The organism is Microbacterium resistens, from assembly GCF_031456305.1.
In the GTDB taxonomy this organism is placed as follows: Bacteria; Actinomycetota; Actinomycetes; order Actinomycetales; family Microbacteriaceae; genus Microbacterium; species Microbacterium resistens_A.
Window position 1 is genome coordinate 14,984 of sequence record NZ_JAVDUM010000006.1, and the last position, 21,603, is coordinate 36,586.

The 21,603-nt window shown below is 69.8% G+C and carries 20 protein-coding genes; 16 read left to right on the forward strand and 4 right to left on the reverse strand.

The window, feature by feature from the left end:
- Positions 1 to 18 precede the first annotated feature (18 nt).
- The 3 genes from J2Y69_RS07995 (at position 19) to J2Y69_RS08005 (ending at position 2,690) form a co-directional block, all read left to right on the forward strand.
- Entirely contained in the window at positions 19 to 894 is an 876-nt protein-coding gene (locus J2Y69_RS07995; protein ID WP_310019359.1) for a hypothetical protein, read from the forward strand.
- Positions 895 to 1,128: 234 nt separating this feature from the next.
- Positions 1,129 to 2,067, forward strand: coding sequence for a helix-turn-helix domain-containing protein (locus J2Y69_RS08000; RefSeq protein WP_310019362.1), 939 nt, complete (start codon positions 1,129 to 1,131; stop codon positions 2,065 to 2,067).
- Between the two features lie 62 nt (positions 2,068 to 2,129).
- Positions 2,130 to 2,690 carry an ATP-dependent endonuclease gene (locus tag J2Y69_RS08005; protein WP_310019364.1) on the forward strand — a complete coding sequence of 187 codons (561 nt, stop codon included), beginning with the start codon at positions 2,130 to 2,132 and terminating at the stop codon, positions 2,688 to 2,690.
- A 21-nt stretch (positions 2,691 to 2,711) separates the two neighbouring features.
- Here J2Y69_RS08005 and J2Y69_RS08010 read toward each other — a convergent pair whose 3' ends face one another.
- Entirely contained in the window at positions 2,712 to 3,686 is a 975-nt protein-coding gene (locus tag J2Y69_RS08010; protein ID WP_310019366.1) for a serine protein kinase RIO, read from the reverse strand.
- A gap of 426 nt (positions 3,687 to 4,112) precedes the next feature.
- On the opposite strand from J2Y69_RS08010, the gene J2Y69_RS08015 reads away from it, so the two are divergent.
- The 12 genes from J2Y69_RS08015 (at position 4,113) to J2Y69_RS08070 (ending at position 18,044) form a co-directional block, all read left to right on the forward strand.
- On the forward strand, positions 4,113 to 4,574 hold the full coding sequence (locus J2Y69_RS08015; protein WP_310019367.1) for a DUF3817 domain-containing protein: 462 nt from the start codon (positions 4,113 to 4,115) through the stop codon (positions 4,572 to 4,574).
- Positions 4,575 to 4,760: 186 nt separating this feature from the next.
- A complete protein-coding gene (gene dnaK / locus J2Y69_RS08020) occupies positions 4,761 to 6,626 on the forward strand; it encodes a molecular chaperone DnaK (RefSeq protein ID WP_310019369.1) in 1,866 nt (621 codons plus the stop codon).
- Positions 6,626 to 7,231: a nucleotide exchange factor GrpE gene (locus tag J2Y69_RS08025; RefSeq protein WP_310019372.1), complete on the forward strand. Its 606-nt coding sequence runs from the start codon at positions 6,626 to 6,628 to the stop codon at positions 7,229 to 7,231. Before dnaK ends, J2Y69_RS08025 begins: the two co-directional genes overlap by 1 nt.
- An 8-nt stretch (positions 7,232 to 7,239) precedes the next feature.
- Positions 7,240 to 8,220 (forward strand): DnaJ C-terminal domain-containing protein, encoded by a 981-nt coding sequence (locus J2Y69_RS08030; protein WP_310019374.1) that lies wholly within the window; start codon positions 7,240 to 7,242, stop codon positions 8,218 to 8,220.
- Between the two features lie 124 nt (positions 8,221 to 8,344).
- Positions 8,345 to 8,803, forward strand: a complete 459-nt coding sequence (locus J2Y69_RS08035; protein WP_310019376.1) for a heat shock protein transcriptional repressor HspR — start codon at positions 8,345 to 8,347, stop codon at positions 8,801 to 8,803.
- A gap of 514 nt (positions 8,804 to 9,317) precedes the next feature.
- Positions 9,318 to 10,697, forward strand: coding sequence for an ABC transporter substrate-binding protein (locus J2Y69_RS08040; RefSeq protein ID WP_310019378.1), 1,380 nt, complete (start codon positions 9,318 to 9,320; stop codon positions 10,695 to 10,697).
- An 82-nt stretch (positions 10,698 to 10,779) separates the two neighbouring features.
- Positions 10,780 to 11,706, forward strand: coding sequence for a carbohydrate ABC transporter permease (locus J2Y69_RS08045; protein WP_310019380.1), 927 nt, complete (start codon positions 10,780 to 10,782; stop codon positions 11,704 to 11,706).
- The gene (locus J2Y69_RS08050; RefSeq protein WP_310019383.1) at positions 11,706 to 12,599 is read left to right on the forward strand and encodes a carbohydrate ABC transporter permease; all 894 of its coding nucleotides are present in this window, start codon (positions 11,706 to 11,708) and stop codon (positions 12,597 to 12,599) included. The genes J2Y69_RS08045 and J2Y69_RS08050 overlap by 1 nt, the downstream gene beginning before the upstream one ends.
- A 53-nt stretch (positions 12,600 to 12,652) precedes the next feature.
- Positions 12,653 to 13,771, forward strand: a complete 1,119-nt coding sequence (locus J2Y69_RS08055) for a DUF4185 domain-containing protein (protein ID WP_310019385.1) — start codon at positions 12,653 to 12,655, stop codon at positions 13,769 to 13,771.
- A gap of 149 nt (positions 13,772 to 13,920) precedes the next feature.
- Positions 13,921 to 15,639, forward strand: coding sequence for an ABC transporter ATP-binding protein (locus J2Y69_RS08060; RefSeq protein ID WP_310019387.1), 1,719 nt, complete (start codon positions 13,921 to 13,923; stop codon positions 15,637 to 15,639).
- On the forward strand, positions 15,636 to 17,414 hold the full coding sequence (locus tag J2Y69_RS08065; protein ID WP_310019389.1) for an ABC transporter ATP-binding protein: 1,779 nt from the start codon (positions 15,636 to 15,638) through the stop codon (positions 17,412 to 17,414). Before J2Y69_RS08060 ends, J2Y69_RS08065 begins: the two co-directional genes overlap by 4 nt.
- 192 nt (positions 17,415 to 17,606) lie before the next feature.
- The gene (locus J2Y69_RS08070) at positions 17,607 to 18,044 is read left to right on the forward strand and encodes a DoxX family protein (RefSeq protein WP_310019391.1); all 438 of its coding nucleotides are present in this window, start codon (positions 17,607 to 17,609) and stop codon (positions 18,042 to 18,044) included.
- Positions 18,045 to 18,165: 121 nt separating this feature from the next.
- On the opposite strand, the gene J2Y69_RS08075 is transcribed toward J2Y69_RS08070, so the two are convergent.
- On the reverse strand, positions 18,166 to 19,299 hold the full coding sequence (locus tag J2Y69_RS08075; RefSeq protein WP_310019393.1) for a glycoside hydrolase family 172 protein: 1,134 nt from the start codon (positions 19,297 to 19,299) through the stop codon (positions 18,166 to 18,168).
- A gap of 164 nt (positions 19,300 to 19,463) precedes the next feature.
- Between J2Y69_RS08075 and J2Y69_RS08080 the strand changes: the two genes are divergently transcribed.
- Complete coding sequence (locus J2Y69_RS08080) at positions 19,464 to 20,441, forward strand: LacI family DNA-binding transcriptional regulator (RefSeq protein WP_310019395.1); 978 nt, start codon at positions 19,464 to 19,466, stop codon at positions 20,439 to 20,441.
- Positions 20,442 to 20,492: 51 nt separating this feature from the next.
- On the opposite strand, the gene J2Y69_RS08085 is transcribed toward J2Y69_RS08080, so the two are convergent.
- Positions 20,493 to 20,990: a hypothetical protein gene (locus J2Y69_RS08085; RefSeq protein ID WP_310019396.1), complete on the reverse strand. Its 498-nt coding sequence runs from the start codon at positions 20,988 to 20,990 to the stop codon at positions 20,493 to 20,495.
- Positions 20,991 to 21,214: 224 nt separating this feature from the next.
- Positions 21,215 to 21,547: a hypothetical protein gene (locus J2Y69_RS08090; protein WP_310019398.1), complete on the reverse strand. Its 333-nt coding sequence runs from the start codon at positions 21,545 to 21,547 to the stop codon at positions 21,215 to 21,217.
- Positions 21,548 to 21,603 lie beyond the last annotated feature (56 nt).

The window sequence follows — 21,603 nt, forward strand, 5'->3', positions numbered from 1 at the left end:
ACGAAGAGAGAAACAAACGTGAACAACGAACAGACCACGGCGCCCAAGGGCATCGACCGCCGATCGCTCGTCAAGGGAGCCGCCTGGTCCCTTCCCGTGATCGCCGCGGCGTCCGCGCTCCCGATGGCCTCGGCGAGCGTGAACTGTCCGACGCCGACCCAGCCCTGGGACATCGGAATCACCGGTGGCTGCATGATCGACTTCTGGGGCGCCGGACGCGCGCTCCCGGGCTTCACGGTCACCGCGGCCGGACCCAAGGACGCCAACGGCTGCTGCCTCTACACCACGCCCACGAGCCCGCTGACGATCACCGAGTCGGCAAAGGGCAACTGGTACATCGAGATCCCCGACCTCGGCGGCCTCCTCTACGCCGCGTGGACCGTCGCGCCCGCCGGTGGCGTCATCCTTTCCGCTCCGTTCATCGCCTGGGCGTTCGCCTACGCGACCGCCCTCGTCGGCGCGCTTGTCATCCCCGCGACGCTGGCCGGCTACGGCCCCCACATCAACGGGCCGCTCTGGCTGGCACCGGCGAGCATCGGCGACTTCCTGAACTTCAGCGTCACGCCGCAGGTGGTCGGCAGCGGGTTCGGCCGGAAGCTGCGGGTGAACGTCACCTTCACGCTGAACCGCACGCTGACCCTCACGAACATGCCCTCGTGCTCGGAGACCGGCTGGGGCTACCTCGGGGGCATCACGCCGCCGAGCCCGACTGACAACGACGCCTGGCAGGCGCTCATCTCGATCCCGCTCTTCGGCGCGGCGATCTCCAGCGCGGCCGGCACCATCACCCCGGACCTCACCCTCACCGCGACCGGGAACTGGGCGGACGCCAACAACGGCAACAACGTCGGCACGATCGGCAACCAGGTCCTGGCTGCCAACGCCTGCGACTGACGCAGAGGCGGCGGAGGCTCTCCCTGGCTGCCCCCACCGGGAGCGCCTCCGCGGATCAGTATGGTCGATGCCATCGGCGGAGCCGGTCTCTGAGAGCCGGCTCGCGTCCCCTCGCCACCCGAACGGGCGACGGGCCGCACCGCGGAGACGGCATCTGAATCATGCCCTCCTCAGTGCCGATCGGAGTGCCTCCCCTGGCCTCCGATCGGCACTGCTCGCAGGGCAGGGGGCTTCATGGATTTCACTGTTTCATCGTTGGCGGTCCGCTTCGGCAAAGAGGCGCGGTCGCGGACGCGGATCGTGCTGGCACGGCAATGGAAGAGCGTCCTCATCGGACATGTGTCCTGGGACGCGTCGACGACGTGGGAGTGGGGCGGCGAGGCGTCCGACGGGCTTCTCGCCCTCGTGCTCCCGGGCGGCGTCCCGGCCAGGCTCGGCGGCGACGACGCGACCGTGACGGCGCCGTTCTTCCTGATGGACGGGCGCAGCGAGCTCGTCACCTGGGCCGATGCCGGCGCCTGCACGATGCTCTGGCTCCCGCGGCAGGCGATCATCGAGCTGGCGGGGCAGGACTTCGCCGTGCCGCGCGCGATCGTGGAGACGGATCTGACCCAGGGGCTGCGTGCGCTCGTCGACGTCCTGAGCCGCGCGCCCCAGACGGTCGTCACCTCTCCGGTCGGCAAGTACGTCCTCGAGAACCTCCTGATCGAGAGCGTGTGGGGCTTCATCCTGGAATCGACGGATGTCGTGCGCCGCACCGGACGGCGGGGGAGCCTGTACGAGCGGGCGCGGTCCCTGATCTTCCTGAACGCGTCGAGCCCGTCGTACACCGTCACCACCATGGCGACCGATCTCGCGGTCTCCGCCCGGCAGCTGCAGCGGGCGTTCGCGGCCCGCGGTGCCACGCCTCGGGCATCGCTCCGCCAGGCGCGGGTCCAGCTGGCGCTGTCGATGCTCAAGGATCCCGGCTACGACGATCTGCTGTCGCTGGATCAGATCGCACGGCACTCCGGGTTCGCCGACGCCGGCACGCTCCGCATCGCCCTCTCCCGGGAGGGCCTTCCCTCGCCGCGCCGCCTCCGGCAGCGAGGGGCGGTGGACGCCCCCGTCCGGGAGCGGATCCCGGGCCCGGCGGCGCGTCCCGTCGAGGCGGAGCTGCTCCCTCGCGCCTGACGTCCTTGGGCCTGACGTCCTTGGGCCTGACATCCTCGAGACGGGCGCGATAGCGTCGGGGCATGTCCGCGGTCGTGCTGGTGGAGGGGGAGAGCGACCGCCGCGCGCTCGATGCCGCCGCGCGCGTGCGCGGAGTCGTCGTCGAGGCGGAACGGATCGTGCTCGGCGGGATCACGAACCTCCGGAGCGCGCTCGAATCTCCGCGGCTCTCCGGGCGCCCCGTCCTCGGCCTCTACGACACGGCGGAGCGGCGCTACGTCCTCGGCGCGCTCGCCGCGGTCGGCCGAGACCCCTCTCCCGGGTCGGGCGATCGGGGAGAGGAGGCGGCGCTGGAGGCGATCGGCTTCTTCGGCTGCGACCGCGATCTGGAGGACGAGGCGATCCGCGCGGCCGGCGCCGAGCTCGTGCTGCGGACCCTGCGCGACCGATCCGAGCTGGCGCTCTTCCGCGTCTTCCAGGGGCAGCCGGCGCAGCGCGACCGTCCCCTCGACGCGCAGCTGCACCGCTTCGCGGGGACGGCGAGCGGGCGCAAGGTCCGTTTCGCGGCCGACGTGATCGCCGCCCTGCAGCCGGACGAGCTGCCGGGGCCACTCGACCGGCTGCTCGACGCGCTCACGGCCTGAGGTCGGCCTGAGGTCGGGCGATCAGCCGAAGGCCTCGGCGACGAGCTCTGCGAAGAGCTCCTCGGCGTCGCAGTCGACCCGGTGTCTGCCGAACCAGTCGCACACGTTCACGCAGTCCCGGTGCAGCAGGTCCAGACCCTGGGGGTTCGCGACGGTGTCGACGATCTGGGGCAGGTCGATCACCACCACGCGTCCGTGGTGGACGAGCAGGTTGTACGGCGAGAGGTCGCCGTGGGCGAGTCCGGCGCGGGCGAAGATCCGCATGATCTCGACCACCTGCGCGAAGCAGTCCGCGAGCATCTCCGGATCGTGCCGGACCTGGGCGAGTCGGGGCGCTGCGCCCGTGGCGTCGCCGACGAACTCCATGAGCACCTCCGTCCCGCTCACCTGCACGGGATAGGGGACGGGCGCTCCGAGCTCCCACATCCGGCGGAGGGCGGCGAACTCGGCGAACGACCACTGCGCGGCGGCGACCTCGCGTCCGTGGGTGCTCTTCCTCGCCATCGCCCGCGCGTCGCGGGAGTTCCGGGTCCTGCGCCCCTCGGTGTAGACGGCGGAGCGGTGGAAGCTCCTGTGCTCGGAGCTCCGGTAGCGCTTGGCCGCGAGGAGCGAGCGCTGGGAGGGGTCCCCGGGGACGGCGCGTTCGAGGAGGAAGACGTCGGCCTCCTTGCCGCTCTTGAGGATGCCGAGCTCGGTGTCGATCGCTCCGGCCGAGGTCACCACCCAGTCGGGTCGCGGCTCGGGGCCGCGTTCGGTCGGGGTCGTCGCCGGCCAGGTCGACCAGCGCTGCCCCTCCGCCGCGAGCTCCACATCGGCGAAGGCGAGACCCTCGGTGCCGGTGCCGGTGCCGGTGCCGAGGTCAGGGCCGAGGTCAGGGCCAGGGCCAGCGTTGGTGCTGCTGGTGTCGGTGTCGAGGTCGGTGTTGGGCCTCGGGTCGGTGGTCGAAGGGAGGATCGGGAAGGAGGACGCGTCCGAGGACGCGGGGAGAGGTGTCACGAGTGGAAGCTCCGGGTTTCGGAGGCCGCTCGGTTCGGAGGCGGCCTCAGTGAAGGGGGTCGGCGAGGGGCGCGACAAAGACGATGTCCATCGGTCGCTCCTTCCCTCGGATCCCCGGGCGCATCCCGGTGTCCGACGATCCTAGCCGCTGCGCCTCACTCGCTGTCCCCTCCCGTCGCGAAATCTGCCGTCGGATCGGCCCGCGGGCGGCAGATTTCGCGACGGGAGCGAGGTTTGGACGGGGCGACGGGCGGGATGACGGACGGACGGGCAGGACGGACGGCGGGGTGGACGGCGGGGTAGACGGGGCGACGGACGGACGGACGGGCGGGACGGGCGGGACGGACGGGGCGCGGCGGAGGGCGGTGGCGGTCGCTCATAGGTGCCGGCCGTACGGTGGGGGCAGTCGATCCCCGAGGAGCCTCCGTGTTCACGTCACCCGCCCGTCTCTTCCGCGTGCTCGCGATCGCCGAGGCGATCACCTGGACCCTGCTCATCGGCGCGCTCGTCGCCCGGGCGGTCGGATCGGCCCCGGTCCTCGTGACGATCGCGGGCGGGATCCACGGATTCGTCTTCCTCTCCTACGGCGCGACCGCGGTGCTCCTCGCCTTCAACCAGCGCTGGCATCCCGGCGTCGCCATCGTCGCCATCGCGAGCGCGATCGTGCCGTATGCGACGATCCCGGCCGAGATCTGGCTGCATCGCACGGGTCGTCTCGACGGCGCCTGGCGCCTGGTGGAGACCGAGGACCCGCGTGATCGCGCCTGGTACGACCGGACGATGCGCTGGTTCCTGCGACGCCCCTGGGTCCTTGCGCTGTTGATCCTCCTCCTCGTCGCCCTGATCTTCGTCGTGCTCCTCCTCGTCGGGCCGCCCGGCGGACGCTGATCAGCCGGGCCTACCGCACCAGCCCCCGCACTCGAACTTGAGTCGAGCTGCCTCAACTTTCTTGACAGGCGGAGGGGTGGGGCATATCCTTGAGTCATCGCGACTCAGGTTTCCCCGCGACGGGGTGGATCCGAGGCGCAGCCCAGAACTTCCGAATCTACGAACAACCTCATGAAGGAGTAACACATGGCACGTGCTGTCGGTATCGACCTCGGGACGACGAACTCGGTCGTCAGCGTCCTGGAGGGCGGCGAGCCCAAGGTCATCGCCAACGCCGAGGGCTTCCGCACCACCCCCTCGGTGGTCGCGTACACCAAGGACGGGGAGGTGCTCGTCGGCGAGACCGCGAAGCGCCAGGCCGTCACCAACGTCGACCGCACGATCGCCTCGGTCAAGCGCCACATGGGCACCGACTGGACGTTCGACGTCGACGGCAAGAAGTGGACGCCGCAGGAGATCTCCGCGCGCATCCTCCAGAAGCTGAAGCGCGACGCCGAGTCCTACCTCGGCGACACCGTCACCGACGCCGTCATCACCGTGCCCGCGTACTTCAACGACGCCGAGCGCCAGGCCACGAAGGAGGCCGGTGAGATCGCGGGCCTCAACGTCCTGCGCATCATCAACGAGCCCACCGCCGCCGCCCTCGCCTACGGCCTCGACAAGGGCAAGGAGGACGAGCTCATCCTCGTCTTCGACCTCGGTGGCGGAACCTTCGACGTCTCCCTCCTCGAGGTGGGCAAGGACGACGACTTCTCCACCATCCAGGTGCGCTCCACGGCCGGTGACAACCGCCTCGGCGGTGACGACTGGGACCAGCGTCTCGTGGACTACTTCATCAAGCAGTTCAAGGACTCCACCGGCGTCGACGTCTCGAGCGACAAGATCGCGCTGCAGCGGCTGAAGGAGGCCGCGGAGCAGGCCAAGAAGGAGCTCTCCTCCTCGACCTCGACCAGCGTGAACCTGCCCTACCTCTCGCTCACCGAGAACGGGCCGGTCTCGCTCTCCGAGACGATCACCCGCGCGAAGTTCGAGGACCTCACCAAGGACCTCCTCGACCGCACCAAGAAGCCGTTCGAGGACGTCATCCGCGAGGCGGGCATCAAGGTCGCCGACATCGCGCACGTCGTGCTCGTCGGCGGGTCCACCCGTATGCCCGCCGTCGCCGAGCTCGTCAAGCGCGAGGCCGGCAAGGAGGCCAACAAGGGCGTGAACCCGGATGAGGTCGTCGCCGTCGGTGCCGCGCTCCAGGCCGGTGTCCTGAAGGGCGAGCGCAAGGACGTCCTCCTCATCGACGTCACCCCCCTGAGCCTCGGCATCGAGACCAAGGGCGGCATGATGACCAAGCTCATCGAGCGCAACACGGCCATCCCGACCAAGCGCAGCGAGACCTTCACCACGGCCGACGACAACCAGCCGTCCGTGGCGATCCAGGTCTTCCAGGGCGAGCGCGAGTTCACCCGCGACAACAAGCCGCTGGGCACCTTCGAGCTCACCGGCATCGCCCCGGCGCCGCGCGGGATCCCGCAGGTCGAGGTCACCTTCGACATCGACGCGAACGGCATCGTGCACGTGTCCGCCAAGGACAAGGGCACCGGCAAGGAGCAGTCGATGACGATCACGGGCGGCTCGTCGCTGTCCAAGGACGACATCGAGCGCATGGTGCGCGAGGCCGAGGAGCACGCCGCCGAGGACAAGAAGCGCCGTGAGTCCGCCGAGGTCCGCAACCAGGCCGAGACCCTGTCCTACTCGATCGAGAAGCTCATCTCGGAGAACGAGGACAAGCTCCCTGAGGACGTCAAGACCGAGGTGAAGGCCGACGTCGACGCTCTCAAGACGGCGCTGGCGGGCGAGGACGACGAGGCCGTGAAGACCGCGTTCGACAAGCTCAACCAGTCCCAGACCAAGCTCGGCGAGGCCATCTACGCCCAGTCCCAGGCCGAGGCGTCCGCGCCTTCCGCCCCCGCGGACGGCGGCGAGCAGAGCACGTCGGCTCCTGAAGAGGACGTCGTCGACGCCGAGGTCGTCGAGGACGAGGACGAGAAGAAGAAGTGATGGCCGACAAGGACTTCGACGAGAACGGCGACGTTCCCGCTGACGGTTCGGGCGAGGGGTCGGAGACGAACGTCTCCGGCCCCGCGCCGCAGGGGGAGGGCGCCGCGGGCGAGGAGCTCACGGTCGACGACATCCTGAACGCGGCCCAGAGCGCGGACGCCGCCGCGGGCGATGACCCCGTGGTGGACGCCGAGAACGCCCTGGTCCACGACCTCAAGCGGCTGCAGGCCGAGTACGCCAACTACCGTCGGCGCACCGAGGAGCAGCGCGGTGTGGAGATCGAGCGCGCCAAGGGCGAGGCGGCCAAGGGCCTCCTGCCGGTGCTCGACGACCTCGCGCGCGCCGAGCAGCACGGCGACCTGGTGGAGGGCACACCCTTCGCCGTGATCGCCGAGAAGGTGCGCGGCGTCGTGGAGAAGCTCGGCGTGGTGGCCTTCGGCGCCGCCGGCGACGAGTTCGATCCGCAGGAGCACGAGGCGATCTTCCAGCAGCCCACGCCCGGCGTCGACAAGACGACGATCCTCGAGGTCGTCGAGGTGGGCTACCGTCTCGGCGAGGTCGAGCTGCGGCCGGCCAAGGTCGTCGTCGCCGTCCCCGCGGAGTGAGGTGATCGATGGCTAGCCAGGACTGGTTCGACAAGGACTTCTACAAGGTCCTCGGCGTCTCGAAGGACGTCTCCGAGGCCGATCTGAAGAAGACCTATCGCAAGCTCGCGCGGAAGCACCATCCGGACTCCAACCCGGGTGACGCGGCCGCCGAGGCGACCTTCAAGGAGGTCAGCGAGGCGTACGCGGTGCTGAGCGACAAGGAGCAGCGCGCGGAGTACGACCAGATCCGGGCGATGGGCTCCGGTGCCCGCTTCACCGCGAGCGGGCAGGGCAACAACGCCGGCTTCGAGGACGTGTTCAGCGCGTTCAACAGGGGCCGGGGGCAGACCGCCGACTTCGACGACATCTTCTCGATGTTCAACCAGGGCGGCGGGTCCTTCGGGTCCGGCCGCTTCGGCCAACCGTCCGGCGGGTACCGTGGCGCCGGCGGCCCGCAGCGCGGCGCCGACGTCACGGCGCGCACGACCCTGGACTTCACCACGGCCGTGAAGGGCGACACGATCACCCTCCAGGGCGAGGACGGCAAGCCGTTCAAGGTGAAGATCCCGGCCGGCGTCTCCGACGGGCAGAAGATCCGTCTGCGGGGACGGGGACGGCCGTCGCCGGACGGCGGAGAGCGCGGCGACATCGTGATCTCGGTCACGGTGCGCCCGCATCCCGTGTTCACTCGCGACGGCCTCAACCTGCGGATCACGGTCCCGGTGACCTTCACCGAGGCCGTGCTCGGCGCCACGATCGAGGTCCCGACGCTCGGCGGGGACCCCGTCAAGCTCAAGGTCGCCCCCGGCACCCCGTCCGGTCGCGTGCTGAGGGTCAAGGGCCGGGGCGTGACGACGTCGAAGGGCACGGGCGACCTGCTCGCCCAGCTCGAGGTCGCCGTCCCCGCGCATCTCGACGAGGTCGCGAAGGAGGCGCTCGCACGCTTCCAGGAGCTCGAGCCCAAGGAGAACCCGCGCGCTGACCTCCTGTCGAAGGCCCGAGGCTGACCATGCCCCGCATCCCCTTCACGGCCCCGTGTCCCACTTTCTGTCGTTGCAGCGCGTCTGAACGACAGAAAGTGGGACACGGAGCAGTGGGGCATGGGGCAGCGGGAGATGGGGCGGTGATCCCATGACCGACGGACGGATGGATGCCGACACCCCGGTGTTCGCGATCGCCGTCGCCGCGGAGCTCGCGGGCATGCACCCGCAGACCCTGCGGCAGTACGACCGCATCGGGCTCGTGGTCCCCGGCCGTACGCGCGGCGGGTCGCGGCGGTACTCGACGCGGAACATCGAGCAGCTGCGCGAAGTGGCCCAGCTCTCGAGCGAGGGGATGAGCCTGCCGGCGATCGCCCGGCTGCTCGATCTGGAGGACGAGGCGAGGCGTCTCCGGCGCAAGGTCGCCGCACTCGAGGCGGAGCTGCGCATCGAGCGCGCCACCCGACCTGGCGTGCGGATCTTCGCCGCAGGGGCGTCGGGCCAGGTCGTCACCGTCCCCTCCGGGCGCCGCATCCGCCGCTCGACCGAGGTGGTGCTGTGGCATCCGCGGATCGATCCCTCCGGCGACCCCGACGACACCGACCGCTGACCCGCCGGTCTGTCCCTTCGAGCCCGAACCCGCGAACCCGGACACGCGAACTCGAACCCGAGAACCCGAACCCTCGAGCCCGGACCCTCCGAACCCGACCCCCGAACCCGAGCTCGGGCCCGCGAACCCGAACCCCAATCCCGCCCCGGACCTCCGACGCTCGTTCCCGCGAGACTGCAACTGCGTTCCGAGACTGCGGGAAAATCGCGCAGTCTCGCGACGCAGATGCAGTCTCGTGGATCGGGGCATGATGAAATCGGTTTCTTATCGGAGCGCTCGGGTCGCAAGCGAAGGGTAAAGGGAGCGCGTGACTCGCGGAGCGGCCCGACGATGTGAGCGTCCGTCCGTGCCGCCGTCTCCGGCGAATGCCGAAGAAACGCTTGAATCTGAAATCGATTTCGTCTAACCTGACCTCAATCCGGTCGACGCCGACCCCCTGCGCGCGGCCGAACTCTCGGCGTTCGCCGAGCACAGCATCGACTCGATGACGAGTCACGTTCCTGAGGAGGAGCTCATGAGGACGAAGACAACACGGGCCCGACGGCTGACGCTCGCCGCGCTCGGTGCCGCCACGGCCGTGGGAATGCTCGCCGGCTGCGGATCCGGCACGCCGGGCGAGGCGGCGGGCAGCGGCGGAGGCGGCGCCGACGGCAAGACCACCATCCAGTTCTGGCACCGCACCTTCACGCCGGTGGAGAACGAGTGGTACGCCGACATCGTGAAGAAGTTCAACGCATCGCAGGACAAGGTCACGGTCGTCGACACGGAGGTGCCGGCCGACGCCTGGGACCAGAAGATGAAGGCCGCCCAGGCCGCGGGCAAGGCCCCCGACATCTACACGTTCTCCGGCAGCATCCAGGACGCCGTCAACGCCGGGCAGCTGTACGACCTCGGGAAGGTCGTCGACAAGTCCAAGCTCGAGGAGATCCTCGACACCGCCAAGCCCGTCTCCGAGATCGACGGCACCTACTACGCCTATCCGCTGCTCCTCGAGCCCCAGTCCGTCCTGTTCTGGAACAAGGACCTCCTGTCCGCCGCGGGCGTGAGCACCGACAAGGGACCGTCCTCCTGGTCGGACCTGATGGAGGCGTGCGCCAAGATCCAGCCCACGCTGGCCGACGGCCAGTACTGCATCTCTCCCGCGCCGGACGCCGCGACCTTCGCCTGGTCCACCGTCGGCCAGCAGTACAACTTCGCAGGCCACACGGCCCTCAACGACGGCTGGACGGCGCCGGACATCGACGACGCCGGCTACCGCGACCTCATGGCCCAGTACAAGGAGCTGTGGGACAAGGGCTACATGCCGAAGCAGGCGCTCGGCGCCTATGTCGAGGGCAAGGACTTCGGCGAGGGCAAGGTCGCGTTCAAGGTGTCCGGATCGTGGATGATGTCCGAGATCGGATCCGACTACCCCGACCTGCTCGACAAGACCGGGATCGGCGCCTTCCCGAGCGCTCCGGGCGCCAATGGGCGCGGGACGACCACGCTCGGCAACTTCAAGTGGGTCATCGACGCCAAGGCCAATGAGAAGAACGCCGAGGGCGCGGGTGCCTTCCTGGAGTGGGCGCTCGCGGGCGACCCGCAGAACCTCGTCCCCTTCTTCACCGGGACCCAGTTCACCAAGGTCCCGGTCAGGCAGTCCGTGCTGGACGCCGTCGCCGGCGACGAGGCCGCGGCGAAGGCCCCGTGGTCGAAGGTGATCGTCGACGACATCATCCCGAACGCCATCCCCGAGCCGACCTACCCCTGGGACGTCTCGCTCGCCGTCGGCACCGCGATGGAGACCGTGATGAAGGGGGCCGCCTCCCCGGACGACGCCATCAAGACCGCGAACGACGCGATCAAGAAGGTCATCGAGCGCGACGGGCTCGCCGCGAAGGCGCCCAAGAAGTGACGGCACGCGCGGCCCGGGGAGCGCACGCCGCGTCCCCCGGGCCGCGCCGGAGCGATGGCGGGAAGACGATGACGGGAAGACGATGACGACTGAAGCGATCACGACCGGGCGGCCGCGAGAGCGCCGCCGCGATCATGGGCGGTACCGGGACACGAAGCTCGCGTATCTGATGCTGGCGCCGGTGGTGCTGCTGCTGGGGGTCTTCGTGGCCTGGCCCGCGGTGTACGCCGGGTTCCTGTCCTTCCAGGACTGGAGCTTCTACAAGGATCCGGCGTTCGTCGGCGTGCGCAACTACGTCAACGTCCTCACCGACCCGTTGTTCCTGGCGACCATCTGGCGCGGCTTCGCCTTCGTGCTGATGACCGTTCCGGTGATGCTCCTGCTCGCCTTCCTCTTCGCGAGCCTCGTGGTCAGCGTCTCGAAGCGCTTCGCAGCGACGCTGAAGGTGACCATCTACATCCCGACGATCATCTCCGGCGTCATCGCGTCGATCATCTTCTTCGTGATCTACAACTACTCCGGTGGTCTGCTCAACGCCGCCCTCGGCGTCTTCGGGGTGGACCCCGTCGCCTGGATCGGAGACCCGGCGTGGGCGCTCATCGCGGTCGCGGTCCCCGCCATCTGGCTCGGGATGGGACTGACCTCCCTGATCATGGTCGCCGCGATGGTCGACATCCCGACCGAGTACTACGAGGCCGCCGCGATGGAGGGCGCCGGCTGGTGGCAGAAGACCCGGTACATCACGCTGCCCCAGATGAAGAACGTGACCCTCTACCTGCTGATCACCGGCTTCGTCGCGGCGATCCAGCAGTTCGAGCTCCCCCTGGTGATGACCCAGGGCGGGCCGCTCGACTCGACGACCCTCCCGAACCTCTTCATCTTCAACCACTTCCGCAACGACGTGAACGTGGGCTACTCGATCGCGGCCGCCCTGCTCCTGTTCGTGGTGCTCGGCTCGGTGTCGGCGATCGTGTTCAAGTTCGTCAACTCCGAGAGGCTGGTCGACTGATGGTCGCGATGCAGGAGACCACCAGGATCGTGCTCGCGGGCAAGGAGCAGCGCCGCGCCCGGATGCCCCGCACGGCGGGCGGCTGGGCGACGCTGATCGCGAAGGCGCTCGCGGGGGCCGTGTTCATCCTCGCCGCGCTGTTCCCCCTGGCCTGGATGGTGATCGCCGGGTTCAAGTCCAAGACCGAGGTGGTCTCCACCCCCTTCCAGTTCTTCCCCGAGGTCTGGCGCTGGGAGAACTACGTCCAGATCCTCACCGACCCGACGTTCCTGCGCACCCTCGGCTGGACGTTCCTCGGCGCGGTCCTGTTCACCCTCCTGAGCCTCGCCGTCAACTCCCTCGCCGCCTACGCGTTCGCGCGGCTGGAGTTCCGGTTCAAGCGGACCCTGTGGGTCGCGGTCATCACGACGATGTTCATCCCCGGGATGACGATCCTCCTCACGAGCTTCATCGTCGTGACGAAGCTGTCGATGCTGGACACGCTGGCCGTGCTGGTGATCCCGGGAGCGGCGAGCGCCGCATCGGTGTTCTTCATCCGGCAGTTCTACCTGAACATCCCCGCGAGCCTGGAGGAGGCGGCGATGCTGGACGGCTGCGGCCGGTTCGGCATCTTCTGGCGGATCTTCCTGCCGCTCTCGAAGCCCCCGTTCGTCGTCATGGGCATCACCGCGTTCCTCGGCTACTGGAACTCCTACGTGTGGCCGATCATGACGATCACGACGCCGGACAGGTTCGTGCTGCAGCAGTACCTCGCGACCTTCCGCTCCGAGCGCAGCACGGAGCTGGGCCTGCTGATGGCGGGATCCGTGCTGGCGGCCGCGCCCGTGGTGATCCTGTTCCTCATCTTCCAGCGCCAGATCATCGGGAACATCAAGATGGCGGGTCTCAAGTAGGCCCGGAGAACGTCCTCATCCGATCCACGAAGAAGTCGATGACAGGAGAAGACATGTCCGAAGAGCAGAACGAAGAGCAGAGGAAGCCCCTCGGAGGGCGGGTCGCCCGCAGGACGGTGCTGCGGGGCGCCGTCGCCCTCGGCGCGGCCTTCGGGGCATCGGCCCTCGCGGCTCCCGCGGCCTCGGCCGCACCCCTCACGGTGACGCGCCTGAAGGTGCTGGCGGGGACGCAGAGCCCGGTCCAGTACGGCATCGGCGCGACGGACCTCGGAATCCCCGCGCGCACGCCCGACGGGCGGCTGCTGTTCATGTTCGGCGACACCTGGGCCGATCACGTCGGCGGGACGGACTGGCGCTCTCCCGTGGCGCTGTACTCCTCGACCACGGACCTGAACGCGGGCGTCGTCTTCAACGGCTCCGCCGGCGCGGGCGCGAACACCCAGGGCCCGGCGTCCCAGCTCTGGTACTACCCGCACGACGCCTACTTCACCACCGTCATCCCCTCCGACGTCATCACGGTGGGCTCGCGGATGTACCTGCACGCGATCGTGAACGGGCCGGCGTTCGGCGCGGTGCGCTGGACCGAGCTCTGGAAGTCGGACGACTCGGGGGCGACCTGGCAGCACACAGGGGTGCAGTTCCCCGCGGACATGGCCGGCGGCCGGTTCCAGTGCATCACCTGGGGCCTGGGCAGCGACGGCTACGTGTACATCTACGGCACGGGGTTCCAGCGGGACAAGGGGATCGTGCTCTACCGCGTCGCCTCCGGCAGCATGACCCAGCTCTCCGCCTACGAGCCGTGGGGGTTCGCCAACGGCTCCTGGGGCTGGGGGAAGCCCGCCACGGAGGTGCTCGGCGGGAAGTTCGGCGAGATGTGCCTGCGCCCGCTCGGCGGGAAGTGGATCCTCACCTGGTTCAACTCCGGTGCCTACCGGATCGATGCGATGGTGGTGAACACCCCGACGGACAACCTCTACACGGCGACCAAGACCACGCTGCTGACCGGCAGCGAGTGGAACGCGGAGGACTCCTCCCACGTCGCGCAGCTCTACGGCGGCTACATCATCCCCGGCTCCACCCTCTCGGACCTCCATCTGAGCGTGAGCCAGTGGAACACGGGGAACAACAGCGTGTACCACTCGGAGCAGTTCCGCATCAGAGGGCTGGTCTGACCTCTTGATATCGATTTCGTTCCTGCAGTAGGGTCTCTCCATGCGCAAGTGACACCGGACCCCGTCGCCCCTCCGGGGGCGGACCCGTCGTCGGCCCCCGAGCGGGCCGACGACACCTCCTGTGTTCATGAGCGAAAGGACGCGCACCGATGCGCACCCTCCCCGAACCGTATGTCGCGCCGCCGGTCGGCGTCACCCCGGCGGGCTTCCTCGCGTGGCTTGTGCGGATGCAGTGGACGACCGTCCTGCAGGGAATCGTCTGCGACGTCGTCTGGCTCCTCGGACTCGCGCTCACGCCGTGGGCGATCGGGCGGGCGGTCGATGAAGGGCTGGTCGCCGGGGACTACGGCGCGTTCCTGGGCTGGCTGGGCGTGGTGGTGTGGCTGCAGCTGCAGCACTCCCTCATCCAGGGGCTCAGGGACCGCGCCGGATCCGTCAACTACGAGCGCGGGGTGTCGCGCGTCGATCAGGTGATCGTGCACACCGCGACCCGCATCACGGTGGCCGCCGACCGGAAGCTCGGCTCGGGATCGGTCGTCACGATGGCGTCCAACGATGCGTGGTGGTTCGGGTTCGTCCCGATCAACGTCGGCACGCTGGTCTCGGCGCTCGCGTCCTTCATCACGGTCGCGGTGCTGCTGCTGCGCGACTCGGTCCTGCTCGGGCTGATCGTGATCATCGCCGTGCCGTCCTTCTCGATGCTGCAGGTCTTCCTGGTCGGGGTGCTGCGGTCGCGCCAGAGCGTCGCGCGCGAGGCCACGCGGGAGATGAACGCCGTCGCCACGGACAGCGTGCGCGGGCTGCGCGTGATCCGCGGGATCGGCGGGGAGGACTGGTTCCTCGACCGGTTCCGCGTCCGCTCCGACCGCGCGAGGGACGCGCAGAAGTCGGTCGCCTGGCCGGTGTCGATCGCCGATGCGCTCGGCGTCCTCATCTCCGGCGTGCTCGTCGTCGGGCTGACGTGGATCGGGGCGGCGATGGTCGCCCGGGGCGAGCTGCGCGTCGGGGAGCTGGTCGCGTTCTACGGGTACGCGGGCTTCCTCGTGCTCCCGGTCACCCTGTTCAACCAGGTGATCAGGGTGGTCGTCCGGGGCATGATCGCGGCGCGCGCGATCGTCGAGCTGCTCGATGTCGAGCCGCTCTGGCCCGCGTCGGGGGCCGAGGCGCGCAGCGTCGGCGAGGGGCCGGTGCTCCACGATGTGCGGATGGGTCTCGTGGTGCACGAGCACGAGCTGCTGGCGGTCGTCGTGACGGACTCGCAGGAGGCCGGGGCGCTCGTGGACCGGCTCGCGCGCCTGGAATCGGACGGCCCCGACGCGGTGCTGCTGCACGGCAGGCCGATGGCGGCACTGGCCCTTCGGGACGTGCGCGATCGCGTCGTGGTCTCGGATCCGGTGCCGTTCCTGTTCAGCGGCACGCTGCGAGAGCTCCTCGACCCGTGGCGGGCGCACGCGGATGAGGAGATCCTCCGCGCGGTGACCGCGGCGGCCGGCGACGACATCCTCGAGCCCTTGGAGGAGGGCCTCGACGCCCTGGTGGGGGAGCGGGGCGTCGAGTTCTCCGGTGGGCAGCGGCAGCGGCTGGGCGCGGCGCGCGCGTTGCTCGCCGATGCGCCGATCCTGGTGCTGCACGATCCCACGTCGGCGGTCGACGCGGCGACCGAGGAGCGCATGGCGCAGGGGATCCGCGCGCACCGTGCCGGGGCGACCACGGTCATCCTCACGACCAGTCCGCTCGTGCTCGGCGGCGCGGACCGGGTCGTCGTCGTGGACGAGACCGGGGTCCGTGCCGAGGGGACGCATGAGGAGCTCGTCGGCCGGGACCTCGGCTATCGCAGGATCGTGCTGAGGGCGGAGGGCGTGGCATGACCGATCGGACGCTGCCGCGGGCGAGTGCGGCGAGGGTGCGCGCGGAGCTCCGCGCGATCTGGCGCGCGCACCGTTCCCGGTTCCTGCTGGTGATCGTGCTGAACGGCGCGGCCGCGGGCGCATCGCTCATCCCGCCACGGCTCATCGGCCTCCTGCTGGACCGTCTGAACGCCGGTGCCGACGTCGCCGAGGTCGCGCTCTACGGCGCCGTCATGCTCGGCGGCGTCATCGCACAGAGCCTGTTCGTGCTGGCCGCGGCGCGGAGCGCGTGGCGGCTCGGCGAGGACGTGTTCGCCACGCTCCGCCTCGCGTTCCTCTCCGACGCCTTGGCCGTGCCGATGGGCGTCGTCGAGGCGGCGGGCACCGGCGAGCTGGTGACCCGGACGACGCAGGACATCAACACCGTCGCCGAGACGGTGCGCTGGGCGCTGCCGGGGTACCTGATCTCCGGCCTCACGGTCCTGCTCACGATCGTCGCCGCGGTCGTCGCATCGCCGCTCATCACCCCGGTGTACCTCCTGGCCCTTCCCCTGCTGGTCGTCATGATGCGCTGGTACATGAGGCGCGCGCCCGAGGTCTACCAGCGGCTGGGGGACAGCTTCGGTCCGGTCTTCGCCTCCCTCGACGAGACCGCGAACGGCTCCAGGACGATCGAGGCGCTCGGGCTCCAGGACGCCAGGCAGCGGTCGATGGGCGCAGCGCTCGCCGCGCACTGGGCGGCCGCGGTCGGTCGGATCCGCCTGCGGCAGACGATGCTGCCGTGGTCGAACCTCGCGTTCGCGATCCCGGTCTTCTCGTCGCTGGCCTGGGGCGGCTGGCTGACGGTGCACGGCGATGTCAGCGTCGGCACGGTCGTGACCGTGACCCTGTACGCCGCAGCCCTGGTCGCGCCGCTGGAGTCGCTCATCGACTGGACCGACGAGTTGCAGCGCAGCGTCGTCTCCTTCGCGCGGATCCTCGGCGTGGCCGAGGCCGTCGACCGCCCGACCGGCCAGGCGGCGACCCCCGCGCCGAATCCTGCGCCCACTCCCGCTCCCTCGTCCACGGAGGTCGAGCTGCGCGGGGTGAGCTTCGCGTACCGGACCGGGCACGAGGTCGTGCATGACGTGTCGCTGCGGATCGTGCCGGGGGAGCGCCTCGCGATCGTCGGCTCGTCCGGTGCCGGCAAGTCGACCCTGGCCCGGCTGCTCGCCGGGATCGACCGGCCGACGTCGGGACGCGCGACCGTCGGCGGGGCCGACGCCGCCGCCATCCCCCTCGCGCAGCGCCGCGGCCACGTGCTGCTCGTCGCGCAGGAGAGCCATGTCTTCGCGGCGACCGTGCTGGAGAACGTCAGGCTCGGGCGCATCGATGCGCCGGAGCCGGATGTGCGGGACGCGCTCGTCAGGATCGGAGCCGCGGGATGGGTGGACGGGCTGGAGGACGGATGGCACACGGCCGTCGGCTCCGGCGGGCACCCGCTCACCGGGGCACAGGAGCAGCAGCTCGCGCTCGCGCGTGTGCTGCTCGCGGACCCGCACACGATCATCCTCGACGAGGCCACCTCGGCGATGGATCCGAGCGCCGCGCGTGATCTGGAGGCAGCGCTCGCCGCGACCGTGCAGGGCCGCACCGTGATCGGCATCGCCCATCGGCTCTACACGGCCTATGACGCGGATCGGATCGCGGTCGTGGAGGGCGGCCGGATCGTCGAGCTGGGCTCGCACGAGGAGCTGGTCGCGACCGGCGGGGTCTATGCGCGGCTCTGGGCGCTGTGGCGGGACGACGTGGCGTAGGCGCGGTCCCGCCACAGCGCGCGCCGGTCTATGGCATTCCTCTTCATCGTCCATCCCCCGTACTCGCGTCGAGCGTCATATTCGGACCGCGTTCAGAAAAATCAAAAGATCCTTTTCGTACGGTAGCGGCCCGGGGCGTCCGCTCCCGAGCCGCGCCCGGCGCGGTGTCCTGCCACGAAGGAGACGGTCCTCATGACGAACACCACCACCGGGCGACCCACCACGTCGTTCGGCCTGCTCATCCTCCGCGTCGTCGTCGGCGCGGTCTTCGCCGCTCATGGCGCGCAGAAGGTCTTCGAGTTCACGATCCCGGGGACCGTCCAGGCCTTCGCCGGGATGGGCGCGCCGCTGCCCGAGATCGTCGGTCCGGGGATCGCCTTCCTCGAGCTGATCGGCGGGATCCTGCTCATCCTCGGCCTGCTCACCCGTCCGGTCGCCGCGCTGCTCGCGATCGACATGATCGGCGCGATCGTCCTCGTGCACCTCTCCGCCGGCCTCTGGGTCGGCGAGGGCGGATACGAGTTCGTCGCGGTGCTCGGGGCCGGGGCGCTGGCGCTCGCCTTCACGGGCGCCGGAGCCTTCGCCGTGGACCGGGTGCTGCTCCGGGGGCGCGCACGCGTCTTCGCCTGAGAGACGTGAAAGACGGAGGAGGAGCGGATCGGGCGAATGCCCGCGATCCGCTCCTCCTCCCGTGCGCGGGGTGCGCACGGGGCGACCGGGTCTCCGAGGGGGGCGGAGCGCCGGCCGCGGCTCAGCTTCGGGGCTCGCGCGGCGGCGTCGCTCCGATGTCGGGCACGGGGGCGGTGCCTAGGTGCACCTCCATGTCGTCCGCCGACGGGCTCTTCGGCCGGCGGGCGGTCGGTCGGTCGAGGTAGAACATCGCGGTCGAGGCGATGTCGTCGCGGAGCGGCAGGTAGCGCCACCCGCTGCGCCACCCGAGCGCCTGGATGTCCACCTTGGGCAGACCGGTGCGGAAGTGGATCGGGTCGAGCAGATGCCAGCGGTACATGCCGAAGCGCTGCTGCGAGACGTACAGGCCGTCGGGGCGGATCACCTGCGGCATCCCGAGGTACGGGGTGGAGAAGGCCGTATAGCCCTCGCCGGGGACGTCGAAGTTCCACGCCCCGCCGAAGTAGTCCTCCGTGCCGGTGCCGCAGATGGTCGGGTAGTCGGTGTCGTCGTCGAGGTAGAACTTGATCTCCCCCTCGCCCCACCAGCCGTTGGAGTTCACGCCCCAGGCGATGTAGGTGCCGACGTACTGGCCCTGACCCTCGATCCCCTCCAGGATCGTGTGCGGGACGAGCTCCTCGAGCGGGTTCGACCGGCGCCACTGGGCGTGGAAGTAGCCGTCCGCCGCGTGATCGCCGCCCACCTCGTAGGTGATCTGGTAGTAGACGCGCACGTCCACGGTCGAGGTGTTCTCCAGGGTCAGGCGGGCGCCGGTGCGGAACGGCATGGGCCAGTAGGAGTTGAAGCCGCCGTGCGGGTTCGCGGCGATCGTCTGCGAGGTGACCTGCGCGAACACGCCCCAGCCGTTGCAGAAGAAGTCGCCATAGGGCACCTCCACCGCGGGCTCGGCCGCGCCGTCCCAGTAGGCGCGGAGGATGAGGGTGCGCCAGTTGTCGGTGTGGGTCGTGATCCAGATGTGCGTGATCTTGCCCGCACCGTCGATGGCCGCGAGATCCAGGGTCTCGCCGGCCTTGACGTCGACGCTGGGGGAGATCTTCCAGCCGGGCCCGAGATCCCGGGCGCAGTCCGCGCCGGTGCCCTCCGTCGCGCGACCGCCGCCACCGACGGACCCGTCGAAGTTCTCGGGGGAGATCGATCGCGTCTGCACGGGACGAAGGGCGGCGAGGGAGGAGAGGTCGGAAGGGGGAATGCTCATGTCGGGCGTCCACGTCCTCGTGTCGGGGTTCTTTCCGGCAGCGCGCCGGCGCGGATCGACGACCCGCTCGTCCGGCCACTGTAGCGGCTCCCGCTCCTCTTTTGCAATCGATTTCAACGCGATAGGGTGTCCTGACGGCGCATGAGCGCCGGTGAGGCGGGGACATGGCGACGATCTACGACGTGGCGCGGATGGCGGGTGTGTCGCCTGCCACGGTGTCGCGGGTGTTCAACGGCGTCGGCGTCTCCGTCGCGAAGGTCGCCGCGGTGCGCCAGGCCGCCGAGCAGCTGAACTTCACGCCCAATCGCACGGCGCGGACGCTCCGGAGGCAGAGCTCCGAGGTCATCGCGCTCGTCATCCCCGACATCGAGAACCCCTACTTCACCGAGATGGCGCGGGGAGTGGAGGACGTCGCCTCGGAGGCGGGCTACTCGGTCGTGCTGTGCAACTCGGATGCGCAGGTGGAGAAGGAGTCCACGTACCTGCGGATCGCGATCGCCGAGCACATGTCCGGCGTGATCGTCGCCGCGGCGTCGGACCGCACGAACCTCGATGAGCTGCTCGGCACGGGCAGGCCGGTCGTCGCCGTGGACCGGAGCACCGGTCACGACATCGACGGGGTGGTCATGGCCAACCGCGATGCCGGGCTCTCGGCGACGGAGAACCTCATCGAGAGCGGCTATCGACGCATCGCCCATATCGCCGGCCCGGAGCACATCGAGACCGCCGCGGAGCGTGCCGAGGGGTGGCGTCGCGCGCTCGCGGCGCATGACCTGCCATCGGAGGGGCTGCTCCGGTTCTCCTCGTTCCGCGTCGACGGCGGTCGCGAGGTGATGGAGGAGCTGCTCGCGCTCCCGGAACCCCCCGACGCCGTGGTCGCCGGGAACAACCTCATCGGGGTCGGCGCGATCCAGGTGCTCACCGAGCGCGGTCTCACCCCGCCCCTGGTTGGTGTCGCCGTGATCGGCTCGCTCCCGTTCACCACCCTCTCGCCCAGCCTCGTCACGGTCGTGCGACTGCCCGCACGCCACATGGGCGTCATGGCCGCAAGGATGCTCCTGGACCGGATCAGCGGCGACGATCAGCCCGCAAGGACCGTGGTGCTCCGCAACGAACTGCTGCCCGCGAGCGTCTCCCGATAGCCGGCGGTCCGCGCTCCGGCCGGCATTCTCCGGCCGGTGGCGGCTGATTGTTCAGGCGGGTCGGCGGGGTCTCGTGGCGAGGCCCGCGGCGCCCTGGTCGAACCCCGCGACCGTGTCCTCGACGCGGATCAGGCGGGTGTCGATGTCGTTGGTCTTCCCTTCGACCCGGATCAGGCGGGTGTCGATGTCGTCGGTCTTCCCTTCGACCCGGATCAGGCGGGTGTCGATGTCGTCGACCTTGCCTTCGACGCGGGTCAGGCGAGAGCCGATTTCGTCGACGGTGCCCTCGACGCCGGTCAATCGCGTGTCGATGCTGCTGACCTGACCCTGCAGTCCCTCGACCTGGCCCTGCAGCCCGGTCAGCTGGCCCTGCAGTCCTTCGATCTGCCCGCTGACCTGGGTGCCGAGGATGTCTATCCTGCTGTTGACCTGAATGCCGAGGATCTCGATCCGGCCGTCGACCTGGGCACCGAGTGCGTCGATGCGAGCGTTCACCCCCGAGATCTCCGCGCGCAGCACGCGGCTGAACTGCGTGGTGATGAGCGTCATCCCCCCGAGCACGGCCGCGGCGAACACCCCGATGATCGTCCACACCTGCGGATCGCTCATGCCCATTCCCCCATCCTGCGTCGTTGCACCGAGGATGTCACGGGTTTTCGCGGCGGAATGACGTGGTTTCAGGATCGGTGGAGAAGCTCCGTGAAACCGATCCTGTGGAGGACGATGCTGTCTCGAGGGCGACAACGGCGGGCCCTTGGTGCTCGCGCCTCGCGCTACGGGCCGACGTCGTTCGGTGGCGGGAATGCGGAGTACTCGTCGGCCGACCTCGCGACCGGCGGGGAACTGGTCCGCCCCAGATACAGGTCATTGATGGGCTCGCCGACGTCTTCCAGGTCCTCCCGCTCGTGAGACCCTCCGGAGAGGAGCGCGCGCACCAGGAAACCCAGGGCGATGAACGCTGCCGGGGCCCACGTGATCGCCATTCCGACCCCCGTGCCCAACGAAGTCCAGTCGAAGATCTTGGCGAGCATGTACACCAGCAGGCCGGCCGGGACCAGGGCGACAGCGGCCACTCCCAGCGCTCGCCTCCACAGATATCGTTTCACCGTCCGCCCCTCGCAGCACTCAGACAGGTCCTGATATCACTATTCCGCTGTCCGGC

Excerpts from the sequence above, each read along its gene's own strand:
- J2Y69_RS08000 (WP_310019362.1), top strand. The coding sequence starts at position 1,129 with ATGGATTTCACTGTTTCATCGTTGGCGGTCCGCTTCGGCAAAGAGGCG.
- J2Y69_RS08005 (WP_310019364.1), top strand. The coding sequence starts at position 2,130 with ATGTCCGCGGTCGTGCTGGTGGAGGGGGAGAGCGACCGCCGCGCGCTC.
- dnaK (WP_310019369.1), top strand. The coding sequence starts at position 4,761 with ATGGCACGTGCTGTCGGTATCGACCTCGGGACGACGAACTCGGTCGTC.
- J2Y69_RS08025 (WP_310019372.1), top strand. The coding sequence starts at position 6,626 with ATGGCCGACAAGGACTTCGACGAGAACGGCGACGTTCCCGCTGACGGT.
- J2Y69_RS08030 (WP_310019374.1), top strand. The coding sequence starts at position 7,240 with ATGGCTAGCCAGGACTGGTTCGACAAGGACTTCTACAAGGTCCTCGGC.
- J2Y69_RS08035 (WP_310019376.1), top strand. The coding sequence starts at position 8,345 with ATGACCGACGGACGGATGGATGCCGACACCCCGGTGTTCGCGATCGCC.
- J2Y69_RS08040 (WP_310019378.1), top strand. The coding sequence starts at position 9,318 with ATGAGGACGAAGACAACACGGGCCCGACGGCTGACGCTCGCCGCGCTC.
- J2Y69_RS08045 (WP_310019380.1), top strand. The coding sequence starts at position 10,780 with ATGACGACTGAAGCGATCACGACCGGGCGGCCGCGAGAGCGCCGCCGC.
- J2Y69_RS08050 (WP_310019383.1), top strand. The coding sequence starts at position 11,706 with ATGGTCGCGATGCAGGAGACCACCAGGATCGTGCTCGCGGGCAAGGAG.
- J2Y69_RS08055 (WP_310019385.1), top strand. The coding sequence starts at position 12,653 with ATGTCCGAAGAGCAGAACGAAGAGCAGAGGAAGCCCCTCGGAGGGCGG.
- J2Y69_RS08060 (WP_310019387.1), top strand. The coding sequence starts at position 13,921 with ATGCGCACCCTCCCCGAACCGTATGTCGCGCCGCCGGTCGGCGTCACC.
- J2Y69_RS08065 (WP_310019389.1), top strand. The coding sequence starts at position 15,636 with ATGACCGATCGGACGCTGCCGCGGGCGAGTGCGGCGAGGGTGCGCGCG.
- J2Y69_RS08070 (WP_310019391.1), top strand. The coding sequence starts at position 17,607 with ATGACGAACACCACCACCGGGCGACCCACCACGTCGTTCGGCCTGCTC.
- J2Y69_RS08075 (WP_310019393.1), bottom strand. The coding sequence starts at position 19,299 with ATGAGCATTCCCCCTTCCGACCTCTCCTCCCTCGCCGCCCTTCGTCCC.
- J2Y69_RS08080 (WP_310019395.1), top strand. The coding sequence starts at position 19,464 with ATGGCGACGATCTACGACGTGGCGCGGATGGCGGGTGTGTCGCCTGCC.
- J2Y69_RS08085 (WP_310019396.1), bottom strand. The coding sequence starts at position 20,990 with ATGACGCTCATCACCACGCAGTTCAGCCGCGTGCTGCGCGCGGAGATC.